Source organism: Pseudonocardia yuanmonensis, from assembly GCF_039542425.1.
Classification (GTDB): Bacteria; Actinomycetota; Actinomycetes; order Mycobacteriales; family Pseudonocardiaceae; genus Pseudonocardia; species Pseudonocardia yuanmonensis.
Genome location: NZ_BAABIC010000030.1, coordinates 41407 through 54511, shown reverse-complemented (window position 1 = coordinate 54511; position 13105 = coordinate 41407). Strand labels below are relative to the sequence as shown.

The window sequence follows — 13105 nt, the reverse complement described above, 5'->3', positions numbered from 1 at the left end:
TGACCACGGGGCGCCGCCCGTGGCCCGCGGCCCCGACCGGCCTACAGCGCCCGACGTCCCTTCTTCGCCGCGCGCCGGAGCTGCACGATCCGCGCGCTGCCCGGGATCGCGACGAGCAGCACCCCGGCGATCGCGGCGAAGAGCAGCGCGACGCCCGTCGGCAGGGTGCCCGTGGCGCCGAGGAAGTGGATCTGCACCGGGTTCAGGTTCTGCAGGATGAAGACCAGCAGGAACAGCAGGACGATCGCGGAGAGGACCAGCCCGACCCACATCCCGCTGATCCTCGTTCGGCCCGCCCCTGTCCGCGTGGTCCGTGGCGGCGTCGCCGGTCGGTCGCCCGGCACGGCCACCGTGGTGTCGGCCTCCGGCGCCGCCGACGGCACCACCGACGCGGTCTCCCTCTCGTCGGACGACCCGGTCCCGTTCGTCCGGACCTGCTCGTCGCTCATGACGTCCCCTCACACGCTCCGGGCACGAGCTGCCCGGCTGCGGGAAGTATCGCGCAGCGCCGACCGGTTCGCCCGGATCCCGGGCTCACCCGTGCAGGCGCATCCTCAGCGTGCCGGACGCCGCATCGGCAGGTGGGCGACACCGTCCCAGTCGTAGGCGGGGCCGGTCGGCTCGAAGCCGTAGGCGCGGTAGAACTCGGCGAGATGCTCCTGCGCATCGAGCACGCACGCCCCGTCCCCGACCTCGGCCATCGCCGCGTCCATCAGCTGCTTCCCGAGCCCCCGCCCGCGCGCGCTCTTCGCCGTGCACAGCCGCCCGATCCGGTAGCCGCCGTCGGGTTCCTTCAGCAGCCGCAGGGTCCCCAGGATCGCCCCGGGTTCGCCGTGGCCGGTCAGCCAGTAGTGGCGGGCCCGCTCCTCGAGGTCCCGTCCGTCGAGCTCGCCGTAGGGGCAGGCCTGCTCGACCACGAAGACGTCGACGCGCAGCCGGAGCAGCTCGTAGAGGGTGGCGGCGTCGAGGTCGAGGGCCCAGGATCGGCGGAGCGTCGCGGCGGTCTCGGTCATGGCCCGTGCCTACCAGACTTCCGGTCGAGCCGACGTGGGCGCGGGCGATTAGCCTCGTCCCGTGCGCCACCACGATCTCGTCGTCATCGGTACCGGGTCCGGCAACACGTTCGTCGACGAGCGGTACGCGGACAAGGACGTGGCCATCGTCGAGCACGGCGTCTTCGGCGGCACCTGCCTGAACGTCGGGTGCATCCCGACGAAGATGTACGTCTACGCGGCCGACGTCGCCGAGCACGTCCGGCGGGCGGCGAAGTACGGCGTCGACGCCAGCATCGAGAAGATCCGCTGGACCGACATCCGGGACCGGGTGTTCGGGCGCATCGACCCGATCTCGGCCGGCGGCCGGGAGTACCGGGTCGCGCGCAGCCCCAACGTCACGGTGTACTTCGGGCACGCGTCGTTCACCGGGCCACGGGCCCTCCGCGTCGAGTGTACGGACGGGTCCGGCGCGGACGAGCTGACGGCGGACCAGGTCGTCGTCGCGGCCGGGGGGCGACCGATGATCCCGCCGGTCATCGCCGAGTCGGGCATCCCGTACGAGACCTCCGACACGGTCATGCGCATCGACGAGCTGCCGCGGCGACTGGCGGTGATCGGCGGCGGCTACATCGCCGCCGAGTTCGCACACGTCTTCTCCGCGCTCGGCAGCAAGGTCACCCTGGTCGTGCGGGGCAGCCGGCTGCTCAAGTCGCACGACGAGACCATCTCGCGGGCCTACACCGACCTCGCGGTCCGGGGCTCGCGCATCGACGTCAAGCTCAGCACCCAGGTGCGGTCGGCCGCGCGGACGGCCGAGGGGATCGAGCTGGCGCTCGACGACGGGGAGACGCTCGAGGCGGACGTCGTGCTGGTCGCCGCGGGCCGCGTCCCCAACGGCGACCGGTTGAACCTCGGGGCGGCCGGGATCGGCACCCACTCCGACGGCCGGATCGAGGTCGACCGCTTCCAGCGCACCAGCGCCGAGGGGGTGTGGGCGCTGGGCGACGTCAGCTCGCCCTGGCAGCTCAAGCACGTCGCCAACCGCGAGGCGAAGGTCGTGGGGCACAACCTGCTGCACCCGGACGACCCGATCGAGATCGACCATCGCTTCGTCCCCTCCGCGGTGTTCACCGACCCCCAGGTCGCGAGCGTCGGGAAGACCGAGGAGCAGTGCCGCCTGGCGGGGATCGACTACGTGACGAAGGTCCAGCGGTACGGCGACGTCGCGTTCGGCTGGGCCATGGAGGACACCACCAGCCTCTGCAAGATCATCGCGGAGCGGGGCACCGGGCGGCTGCTCGGCGCGCACCTGATGGGGCCCGAGGCGTCGTCGTTGATCCAGCCGCTGATCCAGGCCATGTCCTTCGGCCTGCACGCCCGCGAGATGGCCACCGGGCAGTACTGGATCCACCCGGCGCTGCCGGAGGTGGTGGAGAACGCGCTCCTCGGCCTCGACATCTGATCTCGCCTTTCCGATGAGGCCACCCTTACCCTGAGAATGCCGATCACCGCGCCGGGGTTCCCCGGCCGCAGACCGACACACGAGGGACCCGCATGACCCTGGCCGCGCAGCCCGAGCAGACCCAGGCCTCGCAGACGCAGGACGCGCAGACGCCACCCGCGGCGCGGTCCGGAGCCAAGCCCGTCCTCGCCGGGACGCGCGGCCTGCCGCAGCAGATCGGGTCTACGTCTTCGTGTTCACGCCGCTGGTCGCGCTGCTGGCCGCGATCCCGCTGGCGGTGACCGTCGGGTTCCTCGGCTGGTCGGACGTCGTCATCGGCGCCGTGTTCTACGTGCTGAGCGGGCTGGGCATCACCGTCGGCTACCACCGCTACTTCACGCACGGCTCCTTCAAGGCCACCCGGGGGCTGAAGATCGCGCTGGCACTCGCCGGCAGCCTCGCCATGCAGGGCCCGGTGATCAAGTGGGTCGCCGACCACCGACGGCACCACGCCTTCTCCGACAAGGAGGGCGACCCGCACTCCCCCTGGCTCTTCGGCACCTCGACCCGCGCGTTGGCCAAGGGCTTCTGGCACTCGCACACCGGTTGGCTGTTCGACCGCAACCTCACCAACGAGGAGCGCTTCACCCCGGACCTGCTGGCGGACGAGGACCTGCGCCGCGTCGACTCGCTGTTCGGCCTGTGGAGCGTGCTGACCCTGCTGGTCCCCGCGCTGCTCGGTGGGCTGGTGACGTGGTCGTGGTGGGGTGCGCTCACCGCGCTGTTCTGGGCCGGCCTGGTGCGGGTGGCGCTGCTGCACCACGTCACCTGGTCGATCAACTCCATCTGCCACATGTGGGGCGAGCGCCCGTTCGCCGCCCGGGACCGCTCCGCCAACGTCTGGTGGCTGGCCGTGTTCTCCTTCGGCGAGTCCTGGCACAACCTGCACCACGCCGACCCCACCTGCGCCCGGCACGGTGTCCGCAAGGGCCAGATCGACCTCTCCGCGATCACCATCCGCGCCTTCGAGAAGCTGGGGTGGGCCACCGCGGTCCGCTGGCCCACCACCAAGCGCCTCGACCGCCTCGCCAAGGACCCCTCCGCGGCCTGAGCGCCTGCCGCGCATCGCCGCTGGCGAGATGCGCGTCGGGTCTCCCGGCGCGACCTCGATCCTCGGGACCGCGTGATCGACCGCGGCCTCGCCGTCACGGCACCCGCTCTCACCGTTCTGCAGACGACGCTCGCCCTTCCCGACGGCCCGACCTTCCTCGACCGCGCGCTGCAGAAGCACGTCTCGTTCCCGGCGGTGCTGAGCGCCTTCCGACGATCGATGGGCCGGGCCGGTTCCGCCGAGCTGGGCAGGCTGCTGGTCGCCGCGGCGGACCGGCTGGCGGCTGCTGCGATCAGTGGCAGATGCGCCGAGCACTCGGAGCGGTCGCCTGCGCGTGCTCCGGGCCGCTCGGGCGTGATTGGCACACGCGGTACCTCCCGGCCACCCACGGCCGCCCTGCACCGCGACGAGCGATCACCCGGCGCAGCCCTCAGCTCGCGGCGGGAGGCTCCGCGACCGGCTGCGGAGGGCCTGCGGGGGTGGGGGCGGAGGCGGGGTCGTAGGGCTGTGCGGGTGGCGTCTCCCCCCGCACCTGCCCGACCAGCTCCGTGACCGCGGACATGATGGCCGCGGTGGCGCCGTCGAGGTTGGTCCTGGTCCGCGGCTTGCCGATGTAGGCCGACAGGTCGACCGGTGGCCCCGCCACCACGCTGACCCGCTTCCGCGGCCACGGCGAGGGCTTGCCGTCGCGCGGCAGGAAATCCTGCGTCCCCCAGTTCGCCAGCGGGATCACCGGCACCCCGGTCATCACCGCGATCCGCCCGATGCCGTTCTTCGCCTTCATCGGCCAGCCCGCCGGGTCGGCCGTGTACGTGCCCTCCGGGTAGAACACCACGACCTCGCCGCGCTCGAGCGCCGCGACGGCCTCCTTGTAGGCGTCCGTGGCGCGCGTGGACTGCCGGTAGACCGGGATGTGCCCGCCCTTGCCGAGGACGGAGCGCACGATCGGCACGTCCCACAGCTCCGACTTGGCGAGGAATCGCGGCATGCGCCCGTGCGAGATCACGAACGCCGTGTCGAAGATCGGGTCGGACGACGACACGTGGTTGGCCGCGATCAGCACCCCGCCGGTGCGCGGGATCCGCTCCCCGCCCGACCAGCCGAGCTTGGTGAAGAGCATGACGAACGGCCAGATCACCTCGATGGCCAGCCCGAACCAGAAGCCCGAGCCCCGACGTCGGCGGCGCAGCGTCAGCAGCACGCGCCGGCGGGCGGTCAGCGGCGGCGGCAGGTCCGGCGCGGGACTCGTCACGTCTCCTCCATCGGTCGGCGGTCCTCCCGATCCTCGCTCACGGCCGACGGGCGGCCGGGCCCGGGTCGGGTGAGGATGTCCCCGGTGTGACACGTCTCCCAGCACACACGCCACGGGATCGGGTGGGATCGGGGGGACTACGGATCTCGACCCGCCTGGAGTGGACGTGCCCGACAGCCTGCCTCGGCTGGAGCCCGTGGGACCGCAGCCGACCCGGCCGGCCGGGCTTGTCGTCCTCGCGCACGGCGGCAGCGCCAACGCGACCGACTCCGGCGGCCGCCGCCGGCTCGCCTACTGGCGGATGATGCCGTTCGCCCGCGCGCTCGCACGCACGGACGGCCTGGCGGTGCTCGTGCTGCGCTACCGGCTGCGCGGCTGGAACGGCTCCGCCCGCGACGCCGCCCGCGACGCCGAGGAGATGCTCGCCGACCTGCACCGGCGCCGTCCCGGCGTCCCGACGGCGCTGGTGGGGCACTCGATGGGCGGCCGCGCCGTGCTCCACGCCGCCGGGGCCCCGGACGTCCGGGCGGTCGCCGCGCTGGCTCCCTGGCTCGACGGCACGGACCCCGTCGACCAGCTCGCGGGCCGGAGCGTGCTGATCGCGCACGGCGACCGCGAACGCATGACGGACCCGCGGGAGTCGCTGGCCTACGCGGTCCGCGCGCGCGAGGTGACGGATCGGGTCGCGCGGTTCGACGTGCTGGGCGACGGGCACGCCATGCTCCGCCGCGCCGCCGCGTGGCACGCCCTCGTCGCCCGGTTCGTGCGCGGCGAGCTCGGCTTCGCGCCGGAGGACCCGGCGATCGCGGCCGCCATGCGGCAGCCCGCCCCGGCCGGGCTCCAGGTACCCCTGTCGGGGGTCGGCTGAGGGATCGCCGGCCGGCGAATCGCCGGGCGGGCGCGACGACGGGTGAACCCGGCACACGCCGGGTCCACCCCTCGGATCGCGCTGGTCGGGCCGGGTCAGGCGGCGTGCTTCCCGTCCGGGCGGTCGTCCTTGTCGCCCTTCGAATCAGTGTCGTGGGCCGCGGGGGACGCGTGGTCGTCCTTCGCGTCGAGCAGCCGCTCCAGGTGGTCCTTGATCACGGGTGCCGACTTCTTCGCCAGCTCGATCACGTCGTCGTTCGATCCCTTATTCTGCTCCTTCTCGCCGTTCGCCAGCGCCTTCCGGTGCGCCACGATCTGCGCGTCGAGCCAGGCCTTGTCGAAGTCGCCCGAGAGACGCTTCAGCTTCGCCGCGACCGCGCGCTGCTCCGCGTTCGGCTTGTCGGGCAGGTCGACGTCGAGCTTCTCGGCGACCTTCTTCAGGTCGGCGTCGAGGTTGGTGTGGTGCTTGACGAACAGGCTGCCGAGGGCGCGGACGTCGGCGTCCTTCCCGCGCTTCTCGGCGAGCTCGCCGGTCTCGATCTCGGCGAGGTTCGACTGGTGGGCTGCACGGAGGAAGGCCTTGTCCTGGGCCGAGACCGCGTCGCCCTTGCCCGCGTCGCCGGACCCGGGGCCGGCCTGGGCGACGGCCGCTGGGCCCAGCAGGACGAGGGCGACCGCGGCGATTATCAGTCCCGCGGCACGGAGGATGGTTCTCATCGACGAGCTCCTGTGGTGGTTCGGGGAGTCGGCCCCCTGTGCCACCCGGTGAGCACGGCAAACCGGTCAGTGACGGCGGAGCGCGCGATCCCTTCCGGATCGGAAGGGTCGCCGACCCGGACGGCTCAGCCCGGTGTGACCAGACCGGGCAGCCCGTCCAGGCTGACGTCGTTGCGGGTGCGGTGGTACTCCACGAGCTGCTCGGGCGACTTCTTCGCCAGGGCCTTGTCGAGCACCGGCCGCTCCTCGACCAGGTCCATGCGCGGCACCGCGAACCCGCACGAGTCGGACACGCGCGTGACGTCCACGGTGACGACGGAGCGGGCGCCGTGTCGCCGGCTGGTGCCCGCCTCCCCGAACCCGGCGACGGCCTCCTCGAACCCGGGCTCGCCGACGGCCACCACGCGGCCCGTGCCGTGCAGCCGCACGATCGTCGGCCGGCCCTCGAACGCGCAGAACATCAGGCAGATCCGGCCGTTCTCGCGCACGTGGGCCACGGTCTCGATGCCGCTGCCGGTGAGGTCGAGGTAGGCGACCGTGTGCGCGTCGAGCACCCGGAAGGTGCCGCGCGTGCCCTTGGGCGAGACGTTCACCAGCCCGTCGCCGGCCAGCGGCGCCGTGCCGACGAAGAAGACCGGCTGCTGCTCCAGCCACTCCCACAGTTTCGGCGTGATGCCGTCGTAGACCGTGCTCACGACCCGAGCGTAGATCCCGACCGCCGCGGGTTCACCAGCCTTTCCGGCCGATCTCCGCGAGCAGACGGGTGTGCGCGTCGGCGTCGGACGGCGGCGTCAGCGCGGGACCGAACACCGTTCCGCTCGCGCGGACCTCGTCCGGCATCATCTCCAGCACCCGCGCGATGCTCGGGAACTCGTCCTCGGGGATCGTGACGTCCAGGCCGGCGGCCCGGCCCAGGTCCCACCGGTGGACGACGAGGTCGAGCGTCACGAAGCCGTCGACCGACCTCTCGAAGGACTGGGTGCCGAACATCCCCTCGTAGGTCGCACCCGCCCGCGACGGATCCTCCAGGTCCGCCTGCACGATCTTCCTGACGTGCGCGAACGCCTCGGCACGCCCCTCCGGGCCCGGCTCCGGCGTGCGGCCCACCAGGCCCAGGAACATGACGTGCACGTCGACGACGTGCGACACCACGTCCGCCGCGGTCCACCCCTCGCAGGGCGACGGCGCGGACCAGCGGTCCGCCGGGACGGCGGCGATCGTGGCGGCGAAGGCGTCGGCGTGCCGGGCGTAGCGCTCCGAGATCTCCGTCATGCGCCCAGCGTGGCAGTGCGCCGGGCGCCGGAACAGGAGAAACCCGTCAGGGCAGGGTGAGGATCTCGACGCCGTCGGCCGTGACGAGCACGGTGTGCTCGAACTGCGCGGTCCTCCGGCGGTCCTTGGTGACCACGGTCCAGCCGTCGTCCCAGATGTCGTAGTCGATCGTGCCGAGGGTGATCATCGGCTCGATGGTGAACGTCATCCCGGGCTCGAGGACGGTGTGGACGTCCGGCTGGTCGTAGTGGAGCACGACCAGGCCGCTGTGGAAGGAGCGGCCGATGCCGTGCCCGGTGAAGTCGCGGACCACGCCGTAGCCGAACCGCTTGGCGTAGGACTCGATGACCCGGCCGACGACGTTCAGCTCGCGGCCCGGCCGCACCGCCCTGATCGCGCGCAGCGTCGCCTCGCGGGTGCGCTCGACCAGCAGCCGGTCCTCCTCGGACACGTCCCCGGCGAGGAAGGTGGCGTTCGTGTCGCCGTGCACGCCGCCGATGTAGGCGGTGACGTCGATGTTCACGATGTCGCCGTCGTTGATCACCGTGGTGTCGGGGATCCCGTGGCAGATGACCTCGTTGAGGCTGGTGCAGCAGGACTTCGGGAAGCCGCGGTAGCCCAGCGTCGAGGGGTAGGCGTCGTGGTCGACCAGGAACTCGTGGACCACGCGGTCGACCTCGTCCGTGGTGACGCCCGGCCGCACGGCCTCGCCGCCCGCCTGCAGGGCCTGCGCCGCGATCCGGCTCGCGACCCGCATCGCCTCGATCGTCTCCGGCGTCTGGACGTCCGCGTCCCGGTTCGGCGACGGCGCCTTCTTCCCGACGTACTCCGGCCGCGGGATGTGGGCGGGGACGTCGCGGATCGGGGTGGGCGCGCCGGGAACGAGAACTGCGGTCACACCCCGACTGTAGCCCGGGGGTCCGGGCCCCTTCCGCTCACGGCGACGCAGGTCGCACCGGGGAGCCCTGGTCTCAGCGGACGGAGGTGCGGCGGTGGGAGAGACGGGAGGTGAGGGCGGCGATCCCCCGCCAGCCCAGCAGGAGCACCGCCAGCGACACGACGGTGACGATCGCGAAGCTCAGCGGCAGGCGGCCGGTGAAGGCGGCGCGGAGCAGCAGGCCGAGGACCGCGGTGCCGGCGAGGACCAGCCCGCCCGCCCGGATCCCGACGGGGTGCGCCCGCACCCACGGCGAGGCCCACGCGGCGACCACGCCGACCAGGAACGGGGCGGCGGTGCCGAGCAGCCCGACGACGCTGCCCGCCTCCTCGTGGCTCGCCCGCCCGATCGCGGCGAACACCAGGACGGCGACCGCGTCGGCGACGAGGGCGAGGACGGGGATGCGGGGACGACGCACGGCACGAGAGTACGCCCGTACTGCGGGGCGCCGCCGCACCGATCAGGTCCCGTTCAGGCCCGCCAGGAAGCGCTGGGCGGTCCCGACCGCCGGGCCGGAGGAGCCGCCGTCGACCACGAGCACCGCGAAGGCGAGGTCGCCGCGGTAGCCGACGAACCAGCCGTGCGCGCGGTTCGTCCCGTTCTGGCTGTACTCGGCGGTGCCCGTCTTGCCGTACACCTCGCCGGACCCGCGCAGCGCGGTGGCGGTGCCGTCCGTGACGACCTGCCGCATCATCGGGCGCAGCTGCTCGAGCGCGGCGGGGTCGGGATGCGTTGCGGCCGTGACCGTGGCGGTGGGGCGGCCACGGATCAGCTGCGGCACGACCGGGGCGCCGTGCGCGACCGTCGCCGCGACCAGCGCCATGCCGAAGGGCGTGGCCACGACCAGCCCCTGGCCGAAGCCGTCCTCGGCGCGCTGGACCAGGTCGTCGGCCGGCGGGACGGTGCCCGTCACCGTGGTCAGCCCGGGCACCGTGTAGTCCGCCCCGAACCCGAGCTGCAGGCCGGCGGTGGGCAGCGCGTCGGGGGCGAGCTGCGCGGCGAGGGTCGCGAAGGTCGTGTTGCAGGAGCGGGCGAAGGTCTGGCTCAGCGGCACCGTGCCCAGCACGAACTCGTCCTCGTTGGGCACCACCCGGCCGCCGATGGACGTCGTGCCCGGGCAGGGCTCCGGCGTGGTCGCCGTGACGCCCAGGTTCTGCAGCGCGGCGTTCGCCGTCACGATCTTGAACGTGGAGCCGGGCGGGTACCGGCCGGTGAACGAGATGGCGCCGGCCTGGTCGGCCGCGGGGTTCTGCGCGGCGGCGAGGACGTCGCCGGTCGACGGCTGGATCGCGACGATCGCGACCTGCTGCGGGAGCGCGTCCGCGGCGTCCTCGGCGGCGGCCTGGATCGTGCGGTCGAGGCTGACCTGAGCGGTGGTGCCCGGGGTGACGGGCTGCTCGGTCAGCGTCTTCTGCGTGGCGCCGGTGCTGTCGACGGCGTCGACGGACCAGCCGTTCGTGCCGTTGACCTGCCCGGCGACCTCCGTCCGCACGCCGGGCAGGACCTGGGAGGCGAAGTCCGCGTCGGGCGCCAGCAGCCGCGACGACGAGGTGAACCGCACGCCGGGCAGGTCGTGGATCTGGTCCCGGACGGTCTGGTAGTCGGCCTCGCGGAGCACCGCGACGGTGTAGGCCTGGCCGTCCGGGGTGCGCGCCGCGCCGTCGGTGATGGACCGCTGGGTGATCTCGCGGTCGATCGGACCGAGGGCCCGGGCGAGCGCGCCCGTGACGGCGTTGAGGTCGCCGGTCGCCTTGCGGTCCAGCAGGATCGTGACGACGGTCGTCGGCGCGAGCAGCGGGGTACCGGAGCGGTCGATGACCGGCGCGGGGTCGGGGCTGGTCGTGCGCAGCGCGAGGGCCTGGCCCCGCTGCAGGTCCGGGTGGACGGCGCCGGGCGCCCAGTGGATGCGCCAGCCGGTCTCCGCGTCCGGCGCAGGGTGCAGGTCGAGCTGGGTGAGGTAGCTCCAGCGCCGGTCCTGCCCGAGGTCCCAGGTCACGTTCACGGACGCCGACGACCGCTCCCCCGCGGTGCGGACCTGCGCCACCTCCGCGGTGATCGCGGCCGGTTGCAGGGCGGCGCGGGCCGAGCCGAGCAGCTCGCGGGCGGCGTCGGCGTCGTCCGTCTGCGCGGCGGCCCCGGCGTCGTCGCCCCCGGTCCACGCCGTGACGTAGGCGTCGACGGTGTCCTGGGGGCCGCTGTCGCCGAACAGGCCGCACCCGGCCGTCGCGAGCACCGTCACCAGGGCGAGCAGGAGGGCCGGGATCCGGGCGGGTCGGGGCACCGGACGAGTATGCATTATGGCTCGATAACGCGATTTCCGAGGGCCACCCGGCGCATTGTGGTTGCCTGATCCGCGCAGATCCCGCGCGAAATCACATTATGGTTCCCGGATGCGATTTGGCGACTAGAACAGCACCGTCGCGAAGCTCGCGACCTGTTGGAATCCGATCCGGTCGTAGGTGCGGCGGGCCGGCGCGTTGAAGCCGTTGACGTACAGGCTCGAGATCCGGCCCAGCGCCGTGAGCCGCTCGACCACGGCGGCGGTCCCGAGCGTGCCCAGTCCCTCGCCGCGGCGCGCCGGGTGCACCCACACGCCCTGGATCTGCCCGACCCGCGCGGACATCGCGCCGATCTCGGCCTTGAACACGACCTCGCCGTTCTCGTCGAAGCGGGCGAACGCCCGGCCCGCGGAGATCAGCTCGGCGACCCGCGCGCGGTAGCCCGCACCGCCGTCCCCGGCCCGGGGGTCGACGCCGACCTCCTCGGTGAACATCGCGATCGCGGCCGGCAGATACCGGTCGATCTCCTCCGGCCGCACGGGGCGGACCTGCGGGTCCGGCGCGATCCGCGGGGGGCCGGTCAGCACCATCAGCGGCTGGTCGGCACGCACTTCGCGGGCGGGCGCCCAGCTCGGTGCGAGCTCCTCCCACAGCGGCAGGACGAGCTCGGCCCGGCCGACGAGCGACGAGCAGGAACGACCGTGCCGGCGGGCGCGGTCGGCGAAGGCGCGGATGGCCCCGCGCTGCCCGCGCAACGGGACGAGGTTGGCGCCGGAGAAGCAGAGGCCCTCGAGCCGGGAGCCCGAGGCCCAGATCTCACCGCCGAGCCGCCAGGGATCCAGGCCGGCCGCCTCGACGCGGGCGGCGACCATGCACGACGCCACCGGGTCCGCCTCGAGGGCGGCGCGGACCGCCCCTCGGTCCCGATCATCGAGCAATCGAGCCCCGGCGACCCTCAGCACTCCCCTACGGTGCCATACGCGGGGCGTGCTGCCTACGTCAGGATCACCGGTCCGATCACCGGCACGGTCACCCCCGCCCCGCAGGACGTTCATCCGGCGCTCATCCGACGGTCACCGACGGCTCGCCGGCGCCCTCCTCCATCGTCTCGGCGATCTTCATCGCCTCCTCGATCAGGGTCTCGACGATGGCGTGCTCCGGCACCGTCTTGATGACCTCGCCCTTGACGAAGATCTGGCCCTTGCCGTTGCCGGAGGCCACACCCAGGTCGGCCTCGCGGGCCTCGCCCGGGCCGTTGACGACGCAGCCCATCACCGCGACGCGCAGCGGGACCTCCATGCCGGTGAGCCCGGCGGTGACCTGGTCGGCCAGCTTGTAGACGTCCACCTGCGCACGCCCGCACGACGGGCACGACACGATCTCCAGCCGGCGCGGCTTGAGGTTCAGCGACTCGAGGATCTGCCGGCCGACCTTGACCTCCTGGACCGGCGGCGCGGACAGCGAGACGCGGATGGTGTCCCCGATGCCGCGCGAGAGCAGCGCGCCGAACGCCACGGCGGACTTGATCGTGCCCTGGAACTCCGGGCCGGCCTCGGTGACGCCGAGGTGCAGCGGGTAGTCGCACTGCGCGGCCAGCAGCTCGTAGGCGCGGACCATGACGACCGGGTCGTTGTGCTTCACCGAGATCTTGATGTCGTGGAAGTCGTGCTCGGCGAAGAGGCCGGCCTCCCACATCGCCGACTCGGCGAGGGCCTCCGGGGTGGCCTTGCCGTACTTCTGCAGCAGCCGCTTGTCCAGCGAGCCCGCGTTGACGCCGATCCGGATCGGGGTGCCGTGGTCCTTGGCGGCCTTGGCGATCTCCTTGACCTGGTCGTCGAACTTCCGGATGTTGCCCGGGTTCACGCGCACGGCGGCGCAGCCGGCCTCGATCGCGGCGAAGACGTACTTGGGCTGGAAGTGGATGTCGGCGATGACCGGGATCTGCGCCTTGCGGGCGATCGCGGGCAGCGCGTCGGCGTCGTCCTGGCTCGGGCAGGCGACGCGGACGATGTCGCAGCCCGCGGCGGTCAGCTCCGCGATCTGCTGCAGGGTGGCGTTGACGTCGGCGGTGAGGGTGGTGGTCATCGACTGCACCGAGATGGGGTGCTCGCTGCCGACACCGACGGACCCCACCATCAGCTGCCGCGTCGGGCGGCGCGGCGCCAGGGTGGGAGCGGGTGTCGAGGGCATTCCCAGGGAGACGCTCACGACCCCCAGTATGCGCCTGTCCGGGG

At 73.1% G+C, this 13105-nt stretch carries 13 protein-coding genes and 1 pseudogene; 3 read left to right on the top strand and 11 right to left on the bottom strand.

The window, feature by feature from the left end; all coding sequences use genetic code 11:
* Positions 1–41: 41 nt before the first annotated feature.
* The gene (locus ABD990_RS30530; RefSeq protein WP_345384245.1) at positions 42–449 is read right to left on the bottom strand and encodes a LapA family protein; all 408 of its coding nucleotides are present in this window, start codon (positions 447–449) and stop codon (positions 42–44) included.
* 105 nt (positions 450–554) lie between these two features.
* Positions 555–1013 carry a GNAT family N-acetyltransferase gene (locus tag ABD990_RS30525; protein WP_345384244.1) on the bottom strand — a complete coding sequence of 153 codons (459 nt, stop codon included), beginning with the start codon at positions 1011–1013 and terminating at the stop codon, positions 555–557.
* A gap of 61 nt (positions 1014–1074) precedes the next feature.
* On the opposite strand from ABD990_RS30525, the gene ABD990_RS30520 reads away from it, so the two are divergent.
* The gene (locus tag ABD990_RS30520) at positions 1075–2457 is read left to right on the top strand and encodes a mycothione reductase (protein WP_345384243.1); all 1383 of its coding nucleotides are present in this window, start codon (positions 1075–1077) and stop codon (positions 2455–2457) included.
* 92 nt (positions 2458–2549) lie between these two features.
* Positions 2550–3547 (top strand): annotated as a pseudogene (locus tag ABD990_RS30515) (acyl-CoA desaturase).
* A 430-nt stretch (positions 3548–3977) separates the two neighbouring features.
* Here ABD990_RS30515 and ABD990_RS30510 read toward each other — a convergent pair.
* Positions 3978–4799, bottom strand: a complete 822-nt coding sequence (locus ABD990_RS30510; protein ID WP_345384241.1) for a lysophospholipid acyltransferase family protein — start codon at positions 4797–4799, stop codon at positions 3978–3980.
* A gap of 166 nt (positions 4800–4965) precedes the next feature.
* Here ABD990_RS30510 and ABD990_RS30505 point away from each other — a divergent pair, with 166 nt between their 5' ends.
* Positions 4966–5667 carry an alpha/beta hydrolase gene (locus ABD990_RS30505; protein ID WP_345384240.1) on the top strand — a complete coding sequence of 234 codons (702 nt, stop codon included), beginning with the start codon at positions 4966–4968 and terminating at the stop codon, positions 5665–5667.
* Between the two features lie 95 nt (positions 5668–5762).
* Here the strand turns inward: ABD990_RS30505 and ABD990_RS30500 are convergent, their stop codons facing one another.
* The 8 genes from ABD990_RS30500 to ispG form a co-directional block, all read right to left on the bottom strand.
* Complete coding sequence (locus ABD990_RS30500; RefSeq protein ID WP_345384239.1) at positions 5763–6383, bottom strand: DUF4142 domain-containing protein; 621 nt, start codon at positions 6381–6383, stop codon at positions 5763–5765.
* 125 nt (positions 6384–6508) lie between these two features.
* Positions 6509–7078, bottom strand: coding sequence for a pyridoxamine 5'-phosphate oxidase family protein (locus tag ABD990_RS30495; protein WP_345384238.1), 570 nt, complete (start codon positions 7076–7078; stop codon positions 6509–6511).
* A 31-nt stretch (positions 7079–7109) separates the two neighbouring features.
* Complete coding sequence (locus ABD990_RS30490) at positions 7110–7655, bottom strand: TIGR03086 family metal-binding protein (protein ID WP_345384237.1); 546 nt, start codon at positions 7653–7655, stop codon at positions 7110–7112.
* A 46-nt stretch (positions 7656–7701) separates the two neighbouring features.
* Entirely contained in the window at positions 7702–8553 is an 852-nt protein-coding gene (gene map / locus ABD990_RS30485; RefSeq protein ID WP_345384236.1) for a type I methionyl aminopeptidase, read from the bottom strand.
* A gap of 73 nt (positions 8554–8626) precedes the next feature.
* Positions 8627–9010, bottom strand: a complete 384-nt coding sequence (locus ABD990_RS30480; protein ID WP_345384235.1) for a DUF3054 domain-containing protein — start codon at positions 9008–9010, stop codon at positions 8627–8629.
* 42 nt (positions 9011–9052) lie between these two features.
* Positions 9053–10873, bottom strand: a complete 1821-nt coding sequence (locus ABD990_RS30475; RefSeq protein ID WP_345384234.1) for a penicillin-binding transpeptidase domain-containing protein — start codon at positions 10871–10873, stop codon at positions 9053–9055.
* 123 nt (positions 10874–10996) lie between these two features.
* On the bottom strand, positions 10997–11833 hold the full coding sequence (locus ABD990_RS30470) for a GNAT family N-acetyltransferase (protein WP_345384233.1): 837 nt from the start codon (positions 11831–11833) through the stop codon (positions 10997–10999).
* 100 nt (positions 11834–11933) lie between these two features.
* On the bottom strand, positions 11934–13079 hold the full coding sequence (gene ispG / locus ABD990_RS30465) for a flavodoxin-dependent (E)-4-hydroxy-3-methylbut-2-enyl-diphosphate synthase (protein ID WP_345384232.1): 1146 nt from the start codon (positions 13077–13079) through the stop codon (positions 11934–11936).
* Positions 13080–13105: the final 26 nt, after the last annotated feature.

What these genes read in the sequence shown, in the direction of transcription:
- ABD990_RS30530 (WP_345384245.1), bottom strand. Translation starts at nt 449, where the DNA reads ATGAGCGACGAGCAGGTCCGGACGAACGGGACCGGGTCGTCCGACGAG.
- ABD990_RS30525 (WP_345384244.1), bottom strand. Translation starts at nt 1,013, where the DNA reads ATGACCGAGACCGCCGCGACGCTCCGCCGATCCTGGGCCCTCGACCTC.
- ABD990_RS30500 (WP_345384239.1), bottom strand. Translation starts at nt 6,383, where the DNA reads ATGAGAACCATCCTCCGTGCCGCGGGACTGATAATCGCCGCGGTCGCC.
- ABD990_RS30490 (WP_345384237.1), bottom strand. Translation starts at nt 7,655, where the DNA reads ATGACGGAGATCTCGGAGCGCTACGCCCGGCACGCCGACGCCTTCGCC.